Origin of the sequence: Bradyrhizobium sp. SZCCHNS2022 (assembly GCF_032377575.1) — a bacterium.
Lineage (GTDB): Bacteria > Pseudomonadota > Alphaproteobacteria > Rhizobiales > Xanthobacteraceae > Bradyrhizobium > Bradyrhizobium aeschynomenes.
Map to the genome: position 1 here is coordinate 5924873 of NZ_JAUHHZ010000001.1, position 22521 is coordinate 5947393.

The 22521-nt window shown below is 65.7% G+C and carries 22 protein-coding genes; 13 read left to right on the forward strand and 9 right to left on the reverse strand.

Going from position 1 to position 22521, the window contains the following annotated elements:
- Window positions 1-59: 59 nt before the first annotated feature.
- Window positions 60-320: a hypothetical protein gene (locus QXZ94_RS26485; protein WP_315723368.1), complete on the reverse strand. Its 261-nt coding sequence runs from the start codon at window positions 318-320 to the stop codon at window positions 60-62.
- Window positions 321-399: 79 nt separating this feature from the next.
- Between QXZ94_RS26485 and QXZ94_RS26490 the strand changes: the two genes are divergently transcribed.
- Genes QXZ94_RS26490 through QXZ94_RS26500 form a run of 3 tightly spaced genes read left to right on the forward strand, consistent with a single transcriptional unit; the run spans window position 400 to window position 5364 of the window.
- On the forward strand, window positions 400-2082 hold the full coding sequence (locus tag QXZ94_RS26490; protein WP_315723370.1) for a hypothetical protein: 1683 nt from the start codon (window positions 400-402) through the stop codon (window positions 2080-2082).
- Window positions 2083-2104: 22 nt separating this feature from the next.
- The gene (locus QXZ94_RS26495; RefSeq protein WP_315723373.1) at window positions 2105-3214 is read left to right on the forward strand and encodes a phosphatase PAP2 family protein; all 1110 of its coding nucleotides are present in this window, start codon (window positions 2105-2107) and stop codon (window positions 3212-3214) included.
- Window positions 3211-5364 carry a hypothetical protein gene (locus QXZ94_RS26500; RefSeq protein ID WP_315723375.1) on the forward strand — a complete coding sequence of 718 codons (2154 nt, stop codon included), beginning with the start codon at window positions 3211-3213 and terminating at the stop codon, window positions 5362-5364. The genes QXZ94_RS26495 and QXZ94_RS26500 overlap by 4 nt, the downstream gene beginning before the upstream one ends.
- An 18-nt stretch (window positions 5365-5382) precedes the next feature.
- Here QXZ94_RS26500 and QXZ94_RS26505 read toward each other — a convergent pair whose 3' ends face one another.
- Complete coding sequence (locus tag QXZ94_RS26505; RefSeq protein ID WP_315723377.1) at window positions 5383-5712, reverse strand: 4a-hydroxytetrahydrobiopterin dehydratase; 330 nt, start codon at window positions 5710-5712, stop codon at window positions 5383-5385.
- A 357-nt stretch (window positions 5713-6069) separates the two neighbouring features.
- Between QXZ94_RS26505 and QXZ94_RS26510 the strand changes: the two genes are divergently transcribed.
- Window positions 6070-7416, forward strand: a complete 1347-nt coding sequence (locus QXZ94_RS26510; RefSeq protein ID WP_315726538.1) for a TAXI family TRAP transporter solute-binding subunit — start codon at window positions 6070-6072, stop codon at window positions 7414-7416.
- A 145-nt stretch (window positions 7417-7561) separates the two neighbouring features.
- Window positions 7562-9133 carry an alkaline phosphatase D family protein gene (locus QXZ94_RS26515; RefSeq protein WP_315723379.1) on the forward strand — a complete coding sequence of 524 codons (1572 nt, stop codon included), beginning with the start codon at window positions 7562-7564 and terminating at the stop codon, window positions 9131-9133.
- A 22-nt stretch (window positions 9134-9155) separates the two neighbouring features.
- On the opposite strand, the gene QXZ94_RS26520 is transcribed toward QXZ94_RS26515, so the two are convergent.
- On the reverse strand, window positions 9156-9530 hold the full coding sequence (locus QXZ94_RS26520) for a response regulator (RefSeq protein WP_315723381.1): 375 nt from the start codon (window positions 9528-9530) through the stop codon (window positions 9156-9158).
- Window positions 9531-9696: 166 nt separating this feature from the next.
- Here QXZ94_RS26520 and QXZ94_RS26525 point away from each other — a divergent pair, with 166 nt between their 5' ends.
- The 8 genes from QXZ94_RS26525 to QXZ94_RS26560 all read left to right on the forward strand — a co-directional run bounded on the left by QXZ94_RS26525 (window position 9697) and on the right by QXZ94_RS26560 (window position 17022).
- Entirely contained in the window at window positions 9697-10458 is a 762-nt protein-coding gene (locus QXZ94_RS26525) for a Crp/Fnr family transcriptional regulator (RefSeq protein ID WP_315723383.1), read from the forward strand.
- A 67-nt stretch (window positions 10459-10525) separates the two neighbouring features.
- Window positions 10526-11245: a prolipoprotein diacylglyceryl transferase gene (locus QXZ94_RS26530; RefSeq protein WP_315723386.1), complete on the forward strand. Its 720-nt coding sequence runs from the start codon at window positions 10526-10528 to the stop codon at window positions 11243-11245.
- On the forward strand, window positions 11226-12638 hold the full coding sequence (locus QXZ94_RS26535; RefSeq protein ID WP_315723388.1) for a radical SAM protein: 1413 nt from the start codon (window positions 11226-11228) through the stop codon (window positions 12636-12638). The genes QXZ94_RS26530 and QXZ94_RS26535 overlap by 20 nt, the downstream gene beginning before the upstream one ends.
- Window positions 12639-12684: 46 nt before the next feature.
- Complete coding sequence (locus QXZ94_RS26540) at window positions 12685-12933, forward strand: hypothetical protein (protein ID WP_315723390.1); 249 nt, start codon at window positions 12685-12687, stop codon at window positions 12931-12933.
- The gene (locus QXZ94_RS26545; protein ID WP_172112831.1) at window positions 12930-13157 is read left to right on the forward strand and encodes a hypothetical protein; all 228 of its coding nucleotides are present in this window, start codon (window positions 12930-12932) and stop codon (window positions 13155-13157) included. The genes QXZ94_RS26540 and QXZ94_RS26545 overlap by 4 nt, the downstream gene beginning before the upstream one ends.
- On the forward strand, window positions 13150-13419 hold the full coding sequence (locus QXZ94_RS26550; protein ID WP_315723393.1) for a hypothetical protein: 270 nt from the start codon (window positions 13150-13152) through the stop codon (window positions 13417-13419). Before QXZ94_RS26545 ends, QXZ94_RS26550 begins: the two co-directional genes overlap by 8 nt.
- Window positions 13420-13700: 281 nt before the next feature.
- Complete coding sequence (gene typA / locus QXZ94_RS26555) at window positions 13701-15527, forward strand: translational GTPase TypA (RefSeq protein WP_315723396.1); 1827 nt, start codon at window positions 13701-13703, stop codon at window positions 15525-15527.
- Window positions 15528-15774: 247 nt separating this feature from the next.
- Window positions 15775-17022: an NAD(P)/FAD-dependent oxidoreductase gene (locus QXZ94_RS26560; RefSeq protein WP_315723398.1), complete on the forward strand. Its 1248-nt coding sequence runs from the start codon at window positions 15775-15777 to the stop codon at window positions 17020-17022.
- Window positions 17023-17117: 95 nt separating this feature from the next.
- Here QXZ94_RS26560 and QXZ94_RS26565 read toward each other — a convergent pair whose 3' ends face one another.
- The 6 genes from QXZ94_RS26565 to QXZ94_RS26590 all read right to left on the reverse strand — a co-directional run bounded on the left by QXZ94_RS26565 (window position 17118) and on the right by QXZ94_RS26590 (window position 22420).
- Window positions 17118-18008 (reverse strand): LysR family transcriptional regulator, encoded by an 891-nt coding sequence (locus QXZ94_RS26565; RefSeq protein WP_315723400.1) that lies wholly within the window; start codon window positions 18006-18008, stop codon window positions 17118-17120.
- Between the two features lie 109 nt (window positions 18009-18117).
- Complete coding sequence (locus tag QXZ94_RS26570; protein ID WP_315723402.1) at window positions 18118-19188, reverse strand: YeiH family protein; 1071 nt, start codon at window positions 19186-19188, stop codon at window positions 18118-18120.
- A gap of 108 nt (window positions 19189-19296) precedes the next feature.
- Window positions 19297-19722, reverse strand: coding sequence for a thiol-disulfide oxidoreductase DCC family protein (locus QXZ94_RS26575; RefSeq protein ID WP_246739278.1), 426 nt, complete (start codon window positions 19720-19722; stop codon window positions 19297-19299).
- Window positions 19719-21047, reverse strand: a complete 1329-nt coding sequence (locus QXZ94_RS26580) for an SDR family oxidoreductase (protein ID WP_315723405.1) — start codon at window positions 21045-21047, stop codon at window positions 19719-19721. The genes QXZ94_RS26575 and QXZ94_RS26580 overlap by 4 nt, the downstream gene beginning before the upstream one ends.
- Window positions 21048-21057: 10 nt before the next feature.
- Window positions 21058-21525, reverse strand: coding sequence for a DUF2269 domain-containing protein (locus QXZ94_RS26585; protein ID WP_315723407.1), 468 nt, complete (start codon window positions 21523-21525; stop codon window positions 21058-21060).
- A 10-nt stretch (window positions 21526-21535) separates the two neighbouring features.
- Window positions 21536-22420 (reverse strand): alpha/beta hydrolase family protein, encoded by an 885-nt coding sequence (locus QXZ94_RS26590; RefSeq protein ID WP_315723409.1) that lies wholly within the window; start codon window positions 22418-22420, stop codon window positions 21536-21538.
- Window positions 22421-22521 lie beyond the last annotated feature (101 nt).

Consider the following 22521-nt stretch of genomic DNA (forward strand, 5'->3'; position numbering starts at 1 on the left):
GTGAGAAAATCCGACTCGCGGCAACGCCGTCGGTCCTACTACGAGTAGCAGGTCGTATGTCATGACGGCGTGCCGTCCGATGCCGGTGGTTTCCGATCGAGCGGTCCGAGATCGTTCTCTCCGACGCGATCGGCGAGCAGGATCAGCCAATTCAAGGTCGTTTTCTGAAGAGGCGAGAGGTCGGCCCGTCCTGCCAATCCCGTGGCTACGTCGCGGAAATCCGACCAGCGTCGATAGAAATCGATCAGGTCGCGCGGCGGATTCCTGCGGCGGCGACGTGGGCCGCCTTCGCGGCCTGGGCGTTTGTTCGGCGCACTCATTGCGAGCGCAGGCTAGCGCGTCGCGCGCTCTGGAGCCGCGTGAAAAAAGCGTGAAACGGCTTGGAAGCGCAAAATCACAATGTTAAGTTGCGAGCAGTTCATTGGCGGGGCAATGCAGATGGACGGCAAGCGGATCGAGATCAGCCTGTTCGGAGCCTGCGTCGTGCGCGCAGCGGGCCGCTCAGGCTTCGAGATCAGCGGCGCCAAGCACAAGGCTCTGTTTGCTCTTCTCGCGACAGCCCCGTTGGGGCGCCGGACGCGCAGTTTCCTGCAGACCATGTTGTGGGGAACGGCGTGCTACGACACGGGTCGCCAGAGCCTTCGGCGTGCCTTGTCGGATATTCGGCACGTCATGGGTGACACCTTCGACGACGTTCTTCTCTGCACCAATTCGGACGTCACTCTCAATCTCGGGCGGGTCCGCTTCATCGGCCGTCCCGGAGCCGGCGAGGTTCTCGAGGGCCTTGCCATCCGCGAGGACGGCTTCAGCCGCTGGCTGAGCGCTCAGCGTCAGAGTCCGGAGCAGCTCTACGCGCTCTACAGTCTGTCCGCACAGCCTCCGCCGGCCCCGATGCTGCCGGCCGTGACGGTGCTGCCGTTCCGAACCATCGCCGGCGGCGCCGATCACGCGATCCTCGGCGACTGGCTGGCTGAGGAAGCCTGCCGCTCGCTGTCGCGCTCGAACCTCCTCTCGGTCATATCCCACCTGTCGGCGCGCGCACTCGATCGGACCATCGTCGACGTGGCGATGATCAGGACGCAACTGGCCGTCGATTATTGCGTCGCCGGGACGCTGCGCGTCAGTGGCGGCGAGATTGCGCTCGATGCGGATCTTCTCGACGCCGAGTCGGGACGCATTCTCTGGACGCGGCACTTTTCGGGCTCGCATGACGATTTCCTCGGCCGGTCAGCCGACGGGGTGTCGGAGATCGTGACGTCGGTGGGCCGCGCCATTGCCGACGATGCGATCACTCACGTCAGCGGCCGTCACCTCGCCAACATCGAGGACCATCGGCTTCTGCTTGCCGGCGTCGACCTCATGCATCGGCCGTCGTTGCGCGAATTTGCCCGGTCACGCGAGTTGATCGAGGAGGCGCTCCGGCGCGCGCCGCATTCTGCCGAGACCCATGCCTGGTTCGGCAAGTGGCACGTGCTGTGCGTCTTCAACGGCTGGAGCACCGACCCGCCCAAGGACACGCAGCGCGCGATCGATTGCACGGCGCGTGCCCTCGACATCAGTCCCGACAGCTCTTTCGCGCTCAGCATCGACGGCTTCGCCCAGAACAACCTGTTGCGCCGCATCGACACGGCCAGGAGCCGTTACGATGCCGCGCTTCGGCTCAATCCCAACGAGTCGATCGCGTGGCTGCTCAGCGGCGCGCTTCATGCCTTCACCGACGAGCCTGATGCCGCGGTGTTTGCTGCGACGAAAGCGCGTCGCCTCTCGCCCATCGACCCCTTCCGATACTTCTACGACTCGCTCAGCGCGAGCGCGCTGTTCGCAGCCGGCCGCTATGAAGAGTCGCTGGCGCTCTCAGACAATTCGTTACGGCTTCACGATCGGCATATTTCCACGCTGCGAACGAAGATCGCGGCACTTCATTATCTCGACCGCGACGACGAGGCCCGCATCGTCGCCGCGGAGATCATCAGGCGGCATCCCGATTTCACGGTCGCTGGCTATCTGCGCGGCCACCCCGCGGGAGAGCACGAAAGCGGACGTCGCGTCGCCGCGGCATTGCAAGCAGCCGGCATTCCATGAAGTCGTTTGAAGGGAAGCTCATATGTCACAAGCGGGCGGGTTTGGTGGTTTCGGAGGATTTGGCGGGTTCGGCGGTTTTGGTGGCTTCGGAGGATTCGGTGGTTTCGGCGGCTTTGGCAGCGCCAATTTCAGCGGGCTCGGCCCGTTCCTCGGTGCCGGAGCGGACCCCGTCTACGATCCGGCTCTCGTGCAGGGCCTCCAGATTGCGGAGCAGGCCATCGCGCACGTTACCCACGGCCGCCCCGATCCGAAGGGGCGGCAGGCGCCGTTCTCCGAGGCCGCCAACATGCGGTTCTGGGCCGATTGGGTCCGTTCTTCGGTCTATCTCACCGATTTCCTGAAAGATCTCGACTGGCACATCGACAGGCAATCCGAAGCGGTCACTCTGCACTATGGGAGTCCAAGTTTCCTGAAGCTGGTGCGCCCGGCCGTTGAGACCTTCAAGCAGCAGCTCGGGATCATGCGGCAATATCTCGATCAGCGGCCTGATCGCTCATCCGAGGTGATGACGCAGCTGAGCTTCCCGACGCCGTATTTCGCGATGGTTCTCGGGCTGCAGACCAATCACCGCCACGTCTCGGAGCTGATTGCCGTCGTGCAGTTGTTGGCATCTCACGTGGCGATGGTCGCCAAGCATCATCTCGCATGCCGCCGGCCGGTGCATCTTGGTGCAACCGTGATGCCGATGATCCCCACGCCCGCACATGGCAGCTTTCCGAGCGCTCACGCGGCGGAAGCCTATGCCGTCGCTGAGATCATGGGGCACTTTGCCGCCGCCCACCCGAAGCACTTTGCCGATGTCGAGCGGCGTCGGGCGCTGCTCGCCAAACTGGCTGAACGTATCGCGGTGACGCGAACCGTTGCAGGCATGCATTTCCCGATCGACAGCTGGGCAGGCGCTCTGCTGGGCAAGGCCGTCGGCCAGATCGTTGCCGGCAAATGCGGATTGGAAGTCCAGGTCGGGTCGTTCGCATACGATGCGATCGGAAGCAGCGACTTCTTCAACAGCGATTTCGAGAAGCACGACCGTAAGCCCTTCGGCATCGAGCGGCAGAACAACAATTTCAAGGTGCGATCGAGTCCGGTGTTCGAATGGTTGTGGGAGCAGGCGGGCGAGGAGCTGGCGCGATGAAGCGGCCCGCAAAGAAGCACGCGCGCTTCGTGACGCCTATCCCAGAAGGTCTCGGGCCGTACGAAACCTGGCTGTTCGGCGCCGGCATGGACTACGGGCCTGCAAGTGTCGGCATGTACTCGCGTCGCTATTTGACCGCGATTTCAGAGGTCGAGCCGTCGATTGAATTCAGCTTCATCCATCAGCTGGCGGCTCGTCATTCCCGACGGTTCCGGATCCCGACCCTGTGGAAACGCAACGAAGGCGACAACGACCAATACGGGTTGCGGCATATCCCGTTCGTGATCGGCAGACCGAAATACAAGGCCAACATCGCGGAGCGGGCCGAAGCGCTCGATAGGCGCCTGCGCGAAGGAGTGAGTCCCGCGAAAGCCAAGCGACATCTCAAATCCGGCGGGGCGTTCTGTGGGCGGTTTCGGGTCGGTCTTCCCGTCGGCACCGAGGCGATGAAGGACACCCTGGAGAAGCCGACTGCGCCGTCCTGGCGTCCCGATGGCGAACTCCGAGCGCGTATCGGGCAAGAGAAGCGGATCACGGTCGTGGCCGTGATCGACGATGGCCTGCCGTTCGCGCATCGGAACTTCCGCGATGCGACCGGCAGCCGGACCCGCGTGGAATTCTGCTGGCTGCAATCGGCCAAGGCGGCTTGCGATCAGACCAGTGTCCTGTTTGGCCGCGAATTCACCCGCCGCGATATCGACGCTTGCATCTCGAAGTCCGGCGGCGACGAGGACGAGCTCTACCGTCACGCCGGTGCCACTGACGATACGGAGGGGCTGGCGAGTCTACTGTCGCGGCATGCGACGCATGGCGCCCATGTGATGGATCTTGCCACGGGCTACGCGCCGGAGCGGCAAGAGACGGCCGCGGAAGGGATTCGCATCATCGGAGTGCAGCTGCCGAACCTGCTCACGATCGACACGTCCGGCATCGGCAAGGACATGTACGTTCTGTCGGCACTGCACTACATTTTCGATCGGGCAGACCTGATCGCCGAGGGTTACGGGCAGGACCGGCTCCGCCTCGTGATCAATTTCAGCTATGGCTATTTCGGCGGCCCCCACGACGGAATGTTTGATATCGAGGGCGCGATCACCGATCTCGTTCGCGCTCGTCGCAGCCAGGGCAAGCCGACGGCGGTGGTGCTGCCGACGGGAAACAGTTTCCTCGACCGCCTGCATGTCAGCGTGCCGGACGACAGGTTCGTTCGGAGGAGTGTCGTGATTCCCTGGCGTCTGCAACCCAATGATCGCACCCCGAACTATCTCGAAATCTGGTTTCCCAAACAGTTCAAGCCACTCGGCTACACCGTGAGCGTGACGGATCCTTCGGGCGTCGAATTCCGGGCACTCCGCGTCGGTCTCGCGCGAGGCGACGAGAACAGGGTCGTTGCACTTTACGACCAGCACCGCCGCCAGGTCGGCCAGATGAGCGTTGATGAACGGAACGGCCGCTGGCGCGTGCTCATCGTGACCGCGCCCTCGGAGCCGCACCCTGGCAAACTTCCGGCGGCCCGGGCCGGGCTGTGGCAGATCACGATCAGTCGCGAGCCGCGCGCCGCGCGGCTTGAATGGCCCATCCACTGCTGGATCCAACGCGATACGGATCCGATCAGCGTCCGGTCTGGTGCGCGCCAGAGCTATTTCGATGATCCCGGCAATGTTCAATTCGACGAGCGGGGAGCTCTCATGGAGCGTGATACGCCGACGGCGCTCGTGAGACGCTTTGGCTCGCTCAACGGGCTGGCAACCTCAGAGATCGCACTGGCGGTCGCCGGATTCCGTCGCAGCTCGGCTGCTGAGGAGAAGGGGATGGTACCCTCCCGCTACAGCTGCGCAGGAACGCAAGACCTGGGACGCGTATCCTGCTCCTCTCTGTCCGACCGAACGGCAGCGCTCCCCGGCACTGTGGCCGCCGGGGTGCGGAGCGGGTCGCGCTCAATCCTGCAGGGAACGAGCGTCGCCGCGCCACTCGTCGCGCGGCGTCTGGCAGAGGCCTTCCTGACGGCCAGCAACAAGCGGGTCGATCGGGCTGAAGCCGACAATTACGTCAGTCTGCTGCCTGGGCCGCGGCTGACCGAGAACGATGACCAGCTCGTCCGGCTCGGCAAGGTTGCTATGCCGCCGCATGGACAGGTCGCCACGTCATGATTCGCCCACGCGGTGCTTTCAATCACCGGCCAGGACATGCGCAGCCGCAATCGCGTTCATCGCCTTTGCCAGCTCGATGTCGCGCGCGGTGACGCCGCCGGCATCGTGGGTGGCGAGCACGACCTCGACGGTGCGGTAGACGTTGCGCCACTCGGGATGATGGTCGCGCTTCTCGGCGAGCAGGGCGACGCGGGTCATGAAGCCGAAGGCTTCGTTGAAGTCGCGAAAGGTGAAGGTGCGGGCAATGGCCTCGCGGCCATCGACCTCGGACCAGCCGGGAAGGTCCCGCAAGGCGCTCGCGCGCGCCTCGGCTGACATTCTCTCCACCATGTCGAACCTCCCGTTCATCTCGTCGGTGCATCGGGGCGGCGCGGCAGATCCGGAGCTCTACGGGCATCGGCCTGCGCCGCGTCACCCGGACCGGCGCGCCAGAGTAGCAGAAACGGCATCCGGATCAGAGCCTTGCGACAAAACCGACGCGGACCCGTCATGCAACCGCCGGGATCGTCGCGCACTCGGGCTCCGGTAACCATGACGCAGATGTCACCCCGGACGGAAAAGAAATTTGCTACAGTTTCGGCCTAGCGAGGACGAGGCCCTGCGGAGCTGCGCATCGCGCGGCCCCCAAGCGATCGGATCACCGGAGGACTGGACCTGGCAGACCCCCAGACCACGCCAGCGCAGCGCTCGCAGATGCGCCCTGCCGTGTTCGTCGTCATCGCCGGCATCCTCGCGGTCGTCGGCGCGCTGGCGGGCGCCTATTATTTTGCCATGCGTCCGGTGGTGCTGAAGATCGCCGTGGGTCCGCCCAACAGCGACGATCTCAAGGTCGTCCAGGCCTTGACCCAGGCGTTCTCGCAGTCCCATGCCTCCGTCCGGCTGCGGCCGGTCCCGACCGAGGGCGCCGGCGAGAGCGCGCAGGCGCTGGCCGCGGGCAAGGTCGATCTCGCCATCGTGCGCGGCGACCTCGAGGTGCCGAAGAACGCGCAGGCGGTGGCGACCCTGCGCAAGAACGTGGCCGTGCTGTGGGTGCCGCCCGCAGGCAAGGGAAAGGGCCGCAAGGGCGCGGCCAAGATCACCAAGATCTCGCAGCTTCCCGGCCACAAGGTCGGCATCATCGGCCGCACGCCGGCCAATGCCAATCTGCTGAAGGTGATCCTGCACCAATACGGCGTCGACGCCGGCAAGGTCGAGATCATCCAGTTTCCGATCACCGAGGCGGCCGAGGCCGTCCGCAACCAGCGGGCCGACGTCTATCTCGCCGCCGGCCCGATCAACAGCAAGATCACGGCCGATGCGATTGCGGCTGCCACCAAGGATGGTGGCGTGCCGACATTCCTGGCGATCGATTTGGCCGGAGCCATCGCGCAGAACCATCCCGAATATGAGGCGGCAGAAATTCCGGCCGGCGCCTTCGGCGGCTCGCCCGACCGGCCGGAGGATGAGGTCAAGACGATCAGCTTCAGCCACCATATCGTCGCGCGTAGAGGGCTCGCCGAGTCGACCGTCTCCACCTTCACCCACCAGCTGTTCTCGGTGCGCCAGCAACTGCTGTCGGAATTCCCGCTCGCCGCCAAGATCGAGACGCCGGACACCGACAAGGATGCCGCGATCCCGGCCCATCCCGGTGCTGCGGCCTTCGTCGATGGCGAGGAGAAGACCTTCCTCGATCGCTACAGCGACTACATCTGGTGGGGCTTGATGGCGCTGTCGGCGATGGGCTCGGCCGGCGCCTGGTTCGCCGGATACCTCAAGCGCGACGAGCGGACGATCAACACCACGCTGCGCGACCGGCTGCTGGAGATGATCACCATCGCACGCAAGAGCGACTCGACCGAGGAGCTCGACCAGCTCCAGGCGGAAGCCGACGAGATCCTGCGCAACACGCTGACCTGCTTCGAGGACGGCGCCATCGAGCATGCGGCCCTGACCGCCTTCAACATCGCGCTCGAGCAGTTCCACAACGCGGTCGCCGATCGCAAGCTGATCCTGATGAGCATGCCCGCCAACCTGCAACGCACCGGCGCGCAGTTGCGCGCCGCCGGCACCTGAGCCGGTCTCGGTCATCTTCGTGCTGCATCTGGCATTGGCCCGTGTGCTGGGGCGAGCGGCCTTGTAATTTCAACGTCATCAATCTTTTCTAGGTCTGCGGCGTCCTGGCAGCGCGGTTCCGCGCGCCATCCGACGAGGAGATCGTATGACCATTCACATTCCCCGCCCGCAGCTCCACAAGCTCTCCCGCCGCCGCTTCCTGTCGACGGCTGCCGCCGGCGTCGCGACGCTCGCGATGCCCGGTCTGAGCCGCGCCGCCGACCGGCCGCAGATCACGCATGGGGTGCAATCCGGCGACGTCGGCATGGATGGCGGCGTCGTCTGGGCCCGCGCCGACCGGCCGTCGCAGATGATGGTCGAGGTCGCGACCACCGAATCGTTCAAGAACGCGCGCCGCCTGCCGCCCATTGCGGCGCTTCCCGAAAGCGATTTCACCGCCAAGATGCTGGTCGATGGCCTGCCGAGCGGTCAGGACATCTTCTATCGCGTCAAATTCCGTGATCTCTCGCACCCCGCGGTCGAGAGCGAGGCGGTCGTCGGCCGCTTCCGCACGGCGCCAGGCAACACGCGTGACGTGTCGTTCGTCTGGGGCGGCGACGTCGCTGGCCAGGGCTGGGGCATCAATCCCGACGATGGCGGCATGTTCACCTTTGCCACGATGAAGAAGCATCGCCCCGACTTCTTCCTGCACTCCGGCGACACCATCTACGCCGACGGCCCCATCAAGCCGGAGGTGAAGCTGCCGGACAACAAGGTCTGGAAGAACCTCACGATCGAGGACAAGGCCAAGGTCGCCGAAACGCTCGACGAATTCCGCGCCGCTCACAAATACAATTTCCTCGACGAGAATGTCCGCGCCTTCAATGCCGAGGTGCCGATCTTCGTGCAGTGGGACGACCACGAGGTCACCAACAACTGGTCGGCCTCCAAGGAATTGCCGGCCGCCTACAAGGAGCGCAACATCCAGCTGCTCGCCGCACGGGCGGCGCGCGCCTTCCACGAGATGTATCCGATGCGCGAGAGCATCAACGAGCCCGGCCGAATCTACCGGACCATCAACTACGGCCCGCATCTCGACGTCTTCGTGCTGGATGAGCGCAGCTATCGCGGCGCCAACGGCGCCAATCTCGAGGACAAGTATGGTCCGGCGTCCTACTTCATCGGGCCGGAGCAGCTGCGCTGGCTGAAGCAGGCGCTGCTGAACTCGCGGGCGACCTGGAAGGTGATCGCCTCCGACATGCCGCTCAGCATCATCGTCTATGACGATGCGGCCAACAAGAAGGGCTCCGAAGCGATCGCGCAGGGCGATGGTCCTGCGCGTGGACGAGAGCTGGAGATTGCCGAGATCCTGCGCTTCATCAAGACCGCGCCGATCCAGAACACCGTCTGGCTCACCGCCGACGTCCATTACGCGGCGGCGCACTATTACGATCCCAACAAGGCGCAATTCCAGGACTTCGAGCCGTTCTGGGAGTTCGTCTCGGGTCCGCTGCATGCCGGCACGTTCGGTCCGAACGAGCTCGACAACACGTTCGGCCCCGAGGTTCGCTTCATCAAGGCCCCCGGCCTCGATAAGCAGAACCTGCCGCCGTCCGCAGGCATGCAGTTCTTCGGTCACGTCAAGATCGACGGCGAGTCCGGTCAGATGACGGTAACGCTGCGCGATCGCGCCGACGTCGCATTGTGGTCGACGACGCTCGACCCGAAACTGGGCTGACGGCGTCTCGCTGCGGCGACGACTAGTCGCGCCGCCGCAGCACGGCCTCCAGGGCATCGGTCGGGCAGGGCTTCGGCAGGCGCGGCCGGTCGGAAAACGCCGCCGGCACGCCGTCGGCGCCATAGCCGGTCGAGAATGCGAAGGGGATGCCAAGCGTGCTCAGCCGCTCGGCGATCGCAAAGCTCTTTTCGCGGACCAGGCCGACATCGAGCAGAGCGAACTGCGGCGCGCGCTCCTCGATCATGGCGAGCGCCGTGGCGACATTGGCGGCGATCCTGACCTCGGCAACACCGAGGTCATTGATGGTGTCTTCCAAGCCAAGCGCAATGATCGGGTCGTCCTCGACGACCAGCACATGCTGATAGAGCTCGGGCACGCTGGGTTGCGAGCTGGTCATGTGATCTGCGGGTTCCAAGGTGAGGTTGGCTCCCGCAGCCGGCGCCTCATCACAAGCACGCTGGCGGGTTCCTGGAACCGAAGCCATCATATCGGAGTTCCTGTGTCTGTGCACTTGTGAACACAAGAAGCACAGATCACGCACATGCGTAGCGCGGGGGATTTCGATGCCGACCCAGACTGTGACGACACTTGCGCGTGAGCGACCCTATAACAATCTGCTGCGCCGGTTGAGTCCACCGGATTATGCTCTGATCGCGCCCTATCTGGTCGAGGACCAGGCGATGCCGAGCGAACTGCTGTATCGCCCCGGCGACGACGTGCAGATCGTGCATTTTCCCTGCGGCCCGGCGCTGACATCCTACCTGGTTCCCAACGAGGACGGTCGCGACGTTGAGACCATTCTGGTCGGTCGGGAGGGCGCGGTCGGCGGCATCGTCAGCGAGGGTTTCCTGCCGGCCTATACGCGGATCGTCGTCAAGTTCGGCGGCCCGTTCGTCCGCTTGCCCCTATCACGCCTCGCCGCGGCCAAGCTGCAATCGAAGACGCTGCGCAACGTATTCGCGCGCTATGCCGATTGCATGCTGGCGCAGATGTTCCAGTCGACCGCCTGCAACGCCATCCACTCGATCGAGCAGCGCACGGCGAAATGGATCGTGGCGGCGATGGACCGCACCGATGGCGAGCCGATCGTGCCGCTGACGCATGAGCAACTCGCGACCCTGCTCGGCGTCGGCCGCTCCTATGTCAGCCGTGTCGTCCAGACCTTCCGCGCTGAGGGCATTCTCGAAACCAGGCGCGGCGCCTTCATGGTGCGGGATTTCGATGCTTTGAAGCAGCGCTCCTGCCTGTGCAACGAGGCGGTGAAGACCCATTTCGAGGAAGTTCTGCGCGGCGTCTATCCGACGGAGCAGGCGGCCACGGCCTGACGAACACGTCATTGCCTTTGATCCCGGGAACTTGCCATAGTCCGGATGCAACCGGACGATGGGAGTCATGGACGGCGCCGTTCTTCATGCGATCTTCGACGTCGCCGCCTGGCTCAGCGCGGCCGCTGCCGGCTGGTGGCTCACGCGCGGGGCGCGCGTCAGCTTCCCGAAGCAGTCGACCGAATGGCCCTATGTCGCCGCGCTCGTGTTCGGCGCCGGGCTGGGCGCCTATCTGTTCGGGACCTTGAACCTGTGGCTGTCCGGCATGACCGGGCTGGCGCGCTCGGTCGAAGGCGCGCTCGCCGGCGGCATCGTGGCGGTCGAGCTCTACAAATGGCGGCACGGCATCGCCCTCCGCACCGGCGCACGCTTCGCGCTGCCGCTGGCGGTCGGCATCGCGGTCGGCCGTATCGGCTGCTACGTGGCAGGGCTCGATGATTTCACCTATGGCACGCCGACGTCCCTGCCGTGGGGCCACGATTTTGGCGACGGCGTTCTGCGTCATCCGGTGCAGCTCTATGAGAGTCTGGCGATGGTGGTCTTCGCGGTGCTCTACATCATCGCGGTCTTGAGGCGGAGCGACTCCATCATCGCCAATGGCTTCTATCTCGCGCTGCTGGTCTATGGCCTGCAGCGGTTCGCCTGGGAATTCCTCAAGCCCTACGGGCCGGTGATCGGCCCGCTCACCCTGTTTCATCTGCTGTCGCTCGCGATCGCCGCCTACGCCGCGGTCATGCTGGCGACCGCGCCGCAACCGAAGGCCCTGCATGAACGCGCCGCTGCGTAAGTCCCGCCCCTATGTGTTCTGGGGGCAGACGCAATCCCTGTGCGAGACCTGCCTCGAACTGGTGCCGACCAAGATCCAGATCCTCGACAACGAGGTCTGGTACGAGAAGCGCTGCAAGCAGCACGGCGTGCAGTCGACCCTGGTTTCCGACGATGCCGCCTATTGGCGGCGCTGCAAGTCCTTCATCAAGCCGGGTGACACGCCGCTCAGCTTCCAGCGCCGCACCGAATATGGCTGCCCCTATGATTGCGGCCTGTGTCCCGATCACGAGCAGCATTCCTGCCTGGCGCTGATCGAGATCACCGATCACTGCAACCTGACCTGCCCGGTGTGCTTCGCCGAGTCCTCGCCGCAGCGCGCGCATTTCACCCCGCTCGCGACCGTCGAGCGCATGCTGGATGCGCTGGTGAAAAGCGAGGGCGAGCCGGACCTGGTGCAGATCTCCGGTGGCGAGCCGACCTTGCATCCTGAGTTCTTCGACATCCTCGCCGCGGTGCGCGCGCGCCCGATCCGCCACGTCATGATCAATACCAACGGGCTGCGCATCGCGCGCGAGCCGGAGTTCGTGGCGAAGCTTGCGGAGACCAAGCGCGGGCTCGAGATCTATCTGCAGTTCGATTCGCTGTCGCGCGCCGGCCTCACCAACATCCGCGGCGCCGATCTGCGCCGCATCCGCCAGCAGGCGCTGGACAATCTGGAGCGTGCGGGCATTTCGACGACATTGGTCGCGACCATCAAGCGCGGCGTCAACGACGATGAGATCGGCGACATCGTCCGCCACGCGCTGCAATGGTCCTGCGTCCGTGGCGTGACGTTGCAGCCGGTACAGGACGCAGGGCGCAACGCCGATTTCAACAAGGACACCGACCGCATCATGCTATCGGAGATCCGCCGCCGCGTGATCGAGACCGGCGTGTTCGGTGAGAACGACATGATCCCGCTGCCCTGCAATCCCGAGAGCATCTCGATCGGCTACGGCCTGCGCAACGGCACGACCGTGCTGCCGCTGACCTCGATGGTGCCGCAGGAGGAGCTGTTGTCGGTGATGCCGAACACGATCAGCCCCGAGAAATACCCGGTGCTGCGTGAAAAATTCGTCGAGCTGTTCTCGCTGTCGTCGGGACCGCTCAACACCGGCGAACGCGTTGCCGAATTCCTCTGCTGCCTGCCGTCCGTGCAGGTGCCCGATAATCTCGGCTATGAGCACGTGTTTCGGGTGACCATCGTGCAGTTTCTCGACCGCTTCAATTTCTGCGTCGGCAACGTCAAGCGCTCCTGCATCCATTTCGTCACCGAGCGCGGCGAGATCATCCCGTTCGACACCTACAACCTGTTCTACCGCAGCGGGGCCATCGATGGCATCCGCGCACGAATCGGGGAGGGGCGGATATGAGCAAAGCACTCATCCGTGTTGTTCGACCGATTCAAGGGTGATGACCATGACTGAACGCCCGATTCTTCCCCCCGAGCTCCCGCCACGACAGCAACGCTCCGGCTGTCTGACCGCGCTCGGCGTCGTGGCCGGCCTGATCCTGCTGTTTCCCATGGCCTGCGTCCTCGTCGTCTTCCCCAATCAGATCACGCGAAATGATCTGGTCGATCCGATCGGACTGCTGTTCATCGGCGCTGCGCTCGCCGGCGTCGTGCTGATCGTGCTCGCCGTCAGGCGCGGGCGGGGGCCGGCATGACATCGCCTGCGCAGCCGTCGGCTGCGCGTGGCTGCCTCACGGCGGTGGCGTCGATCCTGATGCTGCTGATCGGGCTGGTGCTGCTCGCGCCGGGCTTGCTATGCTTGATCACTGAGCGGAATCTCCCGGGCCTGTTCGCCGCGCTTGCGCTCGGTGCCGTGGTGCTCGGCTTGTTTCTGGTCCTTGCCGCGATTCGCCTGATGATGCCGCGCCGCCATGGATGATGACCCGTTCCACCGCCGTCCGCCGCTGTCGCCCTTCCTGGAGGAGGTGCGTCGGGTACGCGAGCCGGCAAGCCTTGTGGCGACGGTGGGTGCGATTCTCGGCGGCCTTGCGCTGGCGTTTCCGTTCGGCTGTGTGATGGCGTTCATGCGGCGCGAATGGAACGAGTTCGGCGGCCTGTTCGGTCCGGGAGCGATCCTGGCCGGCATGGCCGTCGCGGGCCTCGTAGTGATCGTGCTGGCCGCTCACCGCCGCTGGGGCTGAGCGAGCGCTCCACGCAGGGGCTTAATCAAGTGCCCGGATCCGCTCCTCATTCCTGAAAGCAGTCATTGTTTTTTGGCATTTTCCGCCTATATTGCGCCGCAACGCGCGAGGTCTGCCCGGTCGATTGGCCGGGTTTCCTATTTGGGGCTGCCGGCCCCTTCCGCCGAACGAGTTTCGCGAGCGCGCGTCGCAAAGCTAACAGCTTGATTCGACTATCATAAAGCGCGCGCCCCGCCGGGGACAGAGCACGGGCTCTTGAGAAAGCTTAGAAGACACCGACCATGAACCTCCGTAACATCGCCATCATCGCCCACGTCGACCACGGCAAGACCACCCTGGTGGACAAGCTCCTGCAGCAGTCCGGTACCTATCGCGAGAACCAGCGCACGGTTGAGCGCGCGATGGATTCCAACGACCTGGAGCGCGAGCGCGGCATCACCATTCTGGCCAAGTGCACCTCGGTGCAGTGGCAGGACACCCAGATCAACATCGTCGACACCCCCGGCCACGCCGATTTCGGCGGTGAGGTCGAGCGCATCCTGTCGATGGTCGACGGCGTGATCGTGCTGGTCGACGCCGCCGAAGGCCCGATGCCGCAGACCAAATTCGTGGTCGGCAAGGCGCTCAAGCTCGGCCTGAAGCCGATCGTCGCCATCAACAAGGTCGACCGCCCGGACGCCCGCATCACCGAGGTTGTCAACGAGGTGTTCGACCTGTTCGCGGCGCTCGACGCCACCGACGAGCAGCTCGATTTCCCGATCCTGTACGGGTCGGGCAAGAACGGCTGGATGGCGACGTCGCCCGACGGCTCGCATGAGGACGGCATGAAGCCGCTGTTCGACCTCGTGCTCAAGCATGTGGCGCCGCCGGTGGTCGAGGAAGGCCCGTTCCGGCTGCTCGGCACCATCATCGAGGCCAACAACTATCTCGGCCGCATCATCACCGGCCGCATCGCGTCGGGCTCGGTGAAGCCGAACCAGGCCGTGAAGGTGCTGTCGCGCGACGGCAAGCTGATCGAGACCGGCCGCATCACCAAGATCCTGGCGTTCCGCGGCCTCGAGCGCCAGCCGCTCGACTACGCCGAAGCCGGCGACATCGTCGCCATCGCGGGCCTCACCAAGGGCACCGTGGCCGACACCTTCTGCGATCCCTCGGTCGAGACCCCGCTGCAGGCGCAGCCGATCGATCCGCCGACCGTGTCGATGTCGTTCATCGTCAACAACTCGCCGCTGGCCGGCACCGAGGGCGACAAGGTCACCAGCCGCCTGATCCGCGACCGCCTGATGCGCGAGGCCGAGGGCAACGTCGCGCTGCGCGTGGTCGAGTCCCAGGACAAGGACGCGATGGAAGTCTCCGGCCGCGGCGAATTGCAGCTCGCGATCCTGATCGAGACCATGCGCCGCGAGGGCTTCGAGCTTTCGGTGTCGCGTCCGCGCGTCGTGTTCGAGAAGGACCCGGCCACCGGCCAGACGCTGGAGCCGATCGAGGAGGTCGTGATCGACGTCGACGAGGAGCATTCCGGCGTCGTCGTGCAGAAGATGAGCGAGCGCAAGGCCGAGCTGATCGAGATGCGCCCCTCCGGCGGCAACCGCCTGCGCCTGGTGTTCTACGCGCCGACCCGCGGCCTGATCGGCTATCAGGGCGAGCTGATGACCGACACCAAGGGCACGGCGATCATGAACCGCCTGTTCCATAACTACATGCCCTACAAGGGCGCGATCCAGGGTCGCCGTAACGGCGTCCTGATCTCCAACGACCAGGGCGAGGCCGTGGCCTACGCCATGTTCAAGCTGGAGGACCGCGGCCCGATGATGATCGAGCCCGGCTGGAAGGTCTACAAGGGCATGATCGTCGGCGAGCACACCCGCGACAACGATCTCGAGATCAACGTGTTGAAGGGCAAGCAGCTCACCAACATCCGCACCACGTCGAAGGACGAGGCCGTCCGCCTCACCCCGCCGATCCGGATGACCCTGGAAAAGGCGCTGGCCTATATCGAGGACGACGAGCTGGTGGAGATCACGCCGAAGTCGATCCGGCTGCGCAAGAAGCACCTCGACCCGAACGAGCGCAAGCGCGCCGAGAAGCAGAAGGAAGCGGTGGCGTAAGCCGCTCGACCGCTTCAGTGGGGCAGGGCGAGCTGGCGCAACATCCACTCTCGTCATGCCTCGCTTGTCGAGCGCAGTGTCTCGACACCCTCCGCCGTCATGCCCCGCGCAGGCGGGGCATCCAGTACGCCGCGGCCCCTCGGGGTCACATGCCCGTCTCGGCGTACTGGATCACCCGCTTTCGCGGGTGATGACAGTCGTGGTGAGGCGATAGCCGGGCCTCCATCATAGGAGCCGCAGCCGCCTCATGAGCAGTTTCCCATCCTCCATCGACATCGCCATCATCGGCGCCGGCGCGGCCGGCCTAGGCGCCACGCATGCGCTGAAGAGTGCGGGTGTCTCCTTCGTCGTGCTCGAAGCGCGCGATCGCATCGGGGGCCGGGCGCACACGATCATGGCGTCGCCCGACGTCGCCTTTGATCTCGGCTGCGGCTGGCTGCATTCGGCCGACCGCAACTCCTTCGTCGCCATCGCCGAGCGGCTCGCTTTCACCATCGACAAATCCCGTCCGCCCTGGCGCGACCAGGCCTATGAGGCGGCGTTCCCGCGTGCCGAGCGCGACGATTTCCTCGGCGCGCTGGAGTCGTTCTTCACCCGCACGGCAGAGGCCGCCGCGCGTGGCCCTGACGCGCCGGCCAGCATCTGCCTCGAGCCCGGCAACCGCTGGAACGGCATGATCGATGCGATCTGCACCTATCTCAACGGCTGCGAGCTCGACCAGATGTCGCTGATCGACTTCGAGGCCTATGAGGACACCGAGCTGAACTGGCGCGTCCGCCGCGGCTATGGCGCACTGGTCGCCGCCTATGGCGCGGGGCTGCCGATCGCGTTGAGCTGCAATGTGAGCCTGATCGATCACGGCGACAAGCGCATCCGCCTGACGACTTCGCGGGGCACGCTGACCGCCGACAAGGTGATCGTCACCGTACCGACCAATCTCATTGCCGGCGAAGCGCTCCGTTTCACGCCGGCACTTCCCGCCAAGGTCGACGCTGCTGGCGGCCTGCCGCTCGGCCTCGACAACAAGGTGACGCTGGCGCTCGACGGCTGGGAGCACCTGCCGAAAGATTCCGGGATGCGCGGGCGCAGCAGCAGCGCGCGCGTCGGCAGCTTCCAGCTGCGTCCGTTCGGCCAGCCCTGCATCGAGGGTTTCTACGGCGGCAGTTTCGCCCGCGAGATCGAGGCGGCGGGCGAGGGGGCGCTTGCGGCACAGGCGATCGACGACGTCGTCGCATTGCTCGGCAACGACATCCGCAGCAGCCTGCGCCCGCTCGCCGAGTCCCGCTGGGGCGCCGATCCCTTCGCGCGCGGCGCCTATTCGCACGCGCTGCCGGGTCATGCCGACAAGCGTGCTGTGCTGGCCGCGCCGGTCGACGATCGCCTGTTCTTCGCCGGCGAGGCCACGCCGCCGGATTTCTTCTCCACCGCCCACGGCGCGCGCGACTCGGGCGAGCGGGCGGCCAAGCAAGTGCTTGCGTCGTTAGGCAGGCACTGACCTCTCTGCCGTCATTGCGAGCGCAGCGAAGCAATCCAGGACCGCACGGGTGGTGAGAGTCTGGATCGCGTCGCTACGCTCGCGATGACGTTGCCTCAAACAGCGACCACCTCTCCCACGATCCGCAGGAACTCCCGCGCCGCCTGGGTCTGGTGATGCTCCCGATGCCGCAAGCTGTAGAAGTGCCGCTTCGGCAGTTCGAGATTGGCGACCGCCAGCAGCCCCGCCTTCACCGCCCGCATCACCACCAGCCGCGACAGCACCGTGACGCCGGCGCCGGCTTCGACCGCGCCGCGCACGGCCTCGTTGGACGGCAGGTCGAACACCACATCGAGCTCGGCTGGCGCAATGCCAATCCGGCCGACCGCCGCTTCGAGCACGGCGCGCGTGCCGGAGCCCTGCTCGCGCAACACCCAGCGCGCCGCCTTGAGATCCTGGACCGCGACCGGCGTTCCCCGGCACAGCGGATGATCGATCGGCCCGACCAGCACCATCTCGTCCTCCGCCACGGGCTGGGCTGCGAGAATGGGATCGTCGACGTCGCCCTCGACGAAGCCGAGATCGGCAGAGCCCTCCCGCACCCGCTCCGCAACCTGCTCGGTATTGCCGATCGACAGTTGCAGGGTGATGGCCGGATGCGCGGCGTTGAAGCGGTGGATGAAGGCCGGCAGCCAGTAGCCGGCAATGGTCTGGCTGGCCGCGAGCGCGAGCTGCCCGCGTTTTAGCCCGGCGAGGTCGTCCAGCACGGTCTCGGCTGCGGCGGCCCGCGCGAGCACCGCCCTGGCCTCGACCAGAAACGCCTTGCCGGCCGCCGTGAGCACGATGCGGCGGCCGACGCGATCGAACAGCTTGGTCTGGTAGCGCGCCTCGAGCGCAGCGACGGCCGCTGACGTCGCCGACTGGGTCAGATTGAGCTCGCGTGCCGCCTGGGTGACGTGCTCGCGCGTGGCGACGGCAACGAAGATCCGGAGCTGCTCGAGCGTCACATGGTCTCCTCAAGCATGATCCGGAAAAGTGCGCAGCGGTTTTCCGAAAAGATCATGCGCAAACGACAACCGAAACCGCGATGAGGATTCATCCTGATCTCATCGCGCTTTAGGTCGTCAGCTTCACCAACGCCAGGCTGAAGCCGGCGATGAACAGAAAGGCTGCAAAGCCCAGCGCCAGCGGCCGCAAGCCCTTCGCCTTCAGCTTGGCGAAATCGGTCTCCAATCCCATGGCCGCGAGCGCCATCGAGAGCAGGAAGGTCGTCGCGGTCACGATCACCGTCTTCGCCTCGGCCGGCACCGTGACGATGCTGTTGAGGCCGACCAGCACGATGAAGCCGAACACGAACCACGGCAGCGGCGGCTGCGCGCCGGTCTGGCCGTGCCCACCCTGGCGCGCCCGGCGCGTCGCCAGCAGGCCGAGCGTCAGCACAACCGGCGCCAGCAGCATCACCCGCGCCAGCTTGGCGATGGTGCCGAACTCTCCTGCCTGCTGTCCTTCTTGGAACGCGGCCGCGACCACCTGCGCGATCTCGTGGATCGAGGCCCCGCTCCACAGTCCGAAGGCGTGGGCGTCGAGATGCAGGAGGCCGGGCAGCAGCGGGTAGGCGACCATCGCGACCGAGCCGAACACGGTCACGCAGGCCACCGCATAGGCGACGTCCTCGTCATGCGCGCGCGTCACCGTGTTGGTGGCGATCACCGCCGAGGCGCCGCAGATCGAGGTTCCCGCGGCGATCAGCTCGGCGAGCTTGCGGTCGACGCCGAGCAGCCGTCCCATCCACACCGTGAACAGGAAGGTGCCGGTCAGGCTCAGCGCGATCACGAACAGCCCGCGCGCGCCGACCTCGACGATCTGTGCCGCCGTCAGCTGCATGCCGAGCAGGATGATGGCGAACCTCAGGACCCGGCGCATCGCGAATGCGACACCCGGCTTGGCGCGCGTCGGCGTGCCGACGACGTTATGCAGCGCCATGCCCGCCACGATCGCCAGGATCATCGGGCTGAACATCCCGAGGCCGGGCAGCAGGCGGAGCCCGAAGGCGCCGGCCGCGATCGCGGCCGAGAGTGCCAGTCCCGGAAGCAACCCGGGCCGACCCGGCGTCGCCGACGCGCGGGCATGTCCAGAATGAGCGGCAATTGGTGCATCGGCAGTCAGATCGTGCGAAGGGGCAGTCATGAAAAACTCTCCCAAACCAGAGGTTTGAAAGAGAATTTCATGCTCCTAATGATCGATCCAACGAATTATATCGGATATATCGTTCGATTCAATCGATTATTCGGCGTTTCATTGCTCCAGCACCCGCCGGCGGAGCTCGGCATCCGGCACGAAGCACGAATCATATTTGCCGAAGATGCGGTAGCGATTGCGGGCGACAACGCCATAGAGGGCGTCGCGCAACGGCTTCGGCACGGTGAACAGCGCGCGCGTCCAGCCCCAGCCCTCCAGGTTCGAGAGCACGGTCAGGGCCGCATCTGATTTCAGATGAGCGCGGCCGCCATGCACGACCGCGTTGGTATCGGGCTCCTCGGGATCGATGCCGAAAGCCTGCGCCAGCCTGACGCCGTAGGGCGACTGGATCGGCGTGAAGCGGAAGCGCTTCGCCGTGTCGCGCGCGATCACGAACCGGACCCAGCGCGAGCAGAACACGCAGACGCCGTCATAGAGGATCACATCATCGTCGGGCCAGTCCGTCGCCGTGTTCGTCATCATCGATTGTCCATCGTCAGCAGCGCGACCAGCATCAGCACGATCGCGGGAGCCGTCTTCACCAGCGCGCCGAGCGGCTCGAGCCAGAGGTCAGGGGTGAACAGCGCACACCCGATCATGTAGCCGAGTGAGACGAAGATGCCCGCAACGAGCCCGAGCATCGCGGTTCGCCGAAACGCGATCAGCAGCCCCACCGAGATGTCCATCATGCTGGTGATCGCCGCGAACGGAACGGCGAACCAGTCAGGCCAGCCGCGTGTGGTCAGGATCGCGGTCGTCGCCGGGAATGACACGAACAATGCAATGCTGCCCGACGCGACCCAGAACAGCACGAGGCTCACGAGGATCAGCGCCTTGACCAGGAACAGCCGTGCGAACCACTTGTCCTGGATGGTGGCGCCATGCGCGCCGACGGTCCCGGCCAGCGTTGCCGGCGCGATGCCGGTCGCTGCGGTCCAGGGCGCGGGATCGCCGCGGACGCCGCGCCGGAGCTCGGTGATGGCGGTGGTGCGCATCGGCGGCATCCAGCCGAGCCGGCTCGAGATGTCACCGGCGAAAGCGCCGAGATCGATCAGCAGCGCGGGCACCGCGATGCGTGGCCAATCCGTTGTGCCGTAGCTGCGCCGAAACGCGCCGATGACGTCGCCAAGCGTCACCGCTTCGGGCTGCATCAGATCCCAGCTCACCGCACGCACGGCCTCGTCGTCGATCGGCCGCGCGGCGAGCCAGGCGATGGTCGCGGCGATGTCGGCGACCGCCACCGGCTGGAACGGCGTCGCCGCATCCTTGGCCGGCAGATCGACCGGGAGCGCCGCGAGCGCCCGCACCATTGCGCTGCCGCCATAGGCCGACGGCGCGATCACGAAGCCAGGGCGCAGGATCGCATGCGGAATTCCGGACTCTGCGATCAGCCGCTCCGCCGCGCGCTTGGTGGTCGCGAACGACGTGTGGTCCTCGTCGGCGATGCCCGGAATCGAGATGTGAACGAGACGGGCACTGCGACCGCATGTCGAGATCGCCTGCAGCAGCCGGGCGACGAAATCGCGATGCACGGCATTGGTGTCGCTGCCCGGGCCGTCCTGCAGCACGCCGAGGCAATTAACGACGACGTCGATCTGGTGCGCGCGAATGAGCCCCGCCAATGCCGTCGCATCCAGCGCCATGATCGGCAGCTCGATGTCGAGCGGCGATGCCTGCTGCGAAGCGGAAAACGTGCGCGCGATACCGAGCGCCGTGAAGCCGCGCCGGCGCAGATCGTCGGTGACGAAGCGGCCGATCAGGCCGGAGGCGCCGAGCACGAGCACGCGCTGAGTGGCGATGGATGTCATGCGTGCCTCGTCAGAACGGCTTTGCGACCATCAGCCAGAGAATGGCCATGACCGAGCCGAAGCCGGGAATGCCGCACAGGAACCAGCGGCGGAAGACGATGAAATAGCGTGCGGGCAGCGGCTGCGCGGACATCTCCGCAGCACGCGCGAGATCGCGCAATTCGATCTGCATGAAGATGACGGGCACCCAGAACAGGCCGGCCATCGCATAGAGCGCGAGCGAGGTGAGCAGCCAGCGTTCCGACAGCGAGGTCGACGACAGCCACATCAGCACGCCGCCGGTCACCGGCTGCAGCAGCACCGCCGACAGCGTGAACAGCATGTCCGCGATCACGACGACGCCGGCGGTGCGCGCGATGAACGCGGCCTCGCCGCTCAGATGCGCCATCAGCATGAAGAATGCGATCCCCGTGCCGGTGCCGAGGATCACGATGGCGCCGAGCACGTGGAGATATTTGACGAGGAAATACAGCGTCATCGTGTCCTTGTTAGTGGCGCCTCATCGGACGCGGTGGCAGCCGCGCGAGCGCTTCCGACACAGCCGTGATACCGCCTTGCTGCTCGGCAAGCCAATGACCCTCCTGAGAGAACGGCGGCAACAGCCTGAACTCCGCGGTTCCGCCGGCGGACGTGAATGCGTCGGCCAATTGCCGCGACAATGACGGTGGGAAGTAGCTGTCATTGGCCGCAACGAGCCAGGTGACATGTATGCCCGCCTCGCGCCCGAACATGCGCACTGCTTCGCGGAGTCGCTGCTCCGCGCACACGCGCCCCTCGACGTCATCGGCGTGCCCACCGCGTCCGGGCGCGAACACGATGATTCCCGAAACGAGATCCCGCGACTGTGTCGCCAATGCCAGCGCGCCCCAGCCGCCGGCGGAGTGCCCGACGACGAGCGCGCCGCCTGTCGCGACGAATGGCTGCTCGCGCATGTAGCCGAGCGCCCGGAGGATCTGCGCGGCGGTGGCGCGTCCCGCCTTTTCGTAGTTCGCTTCCTCGCAGCCGCCTTGATCTTCGACATAGGGGCCGCCGGTGCGGCCATGACCGAGACGCTCCGGCACCAGCACCGCATAGCCGCGCGCGACCAGTTGAGTAGCAAGTGCCGTGTAGCTCGGCTGCGGCATCTGCGCCCGCCGCAGCGCGTTCTGCGTCGAGGCGTGCGCGATCAAGGCCAGCGGAAACGGTCCCTCACCGGCGGGCCGATACAGCAATGCATGCGCCGGAATCCCCGGCTCGGTTGACGGCACCAGCCATTGCTGCTGCCGCGCCGGTCCGCCCTCTGAAGAGACCGGGCCGAAAGCCTGCGCCCAGGCGTTCGGTCCTGTCACGACCATGAAGGCGAGCAACCATGAGACGCAGCGAAGCAGTGCCATTCAGCCGGACGGGAGGATGTTGAAGCTGGGCCACACTAGCCGACCCCCGGGCGGACCAGATGCAGTTTTTAGTTCGCCTTATGAACATGCGGTGACAGGAC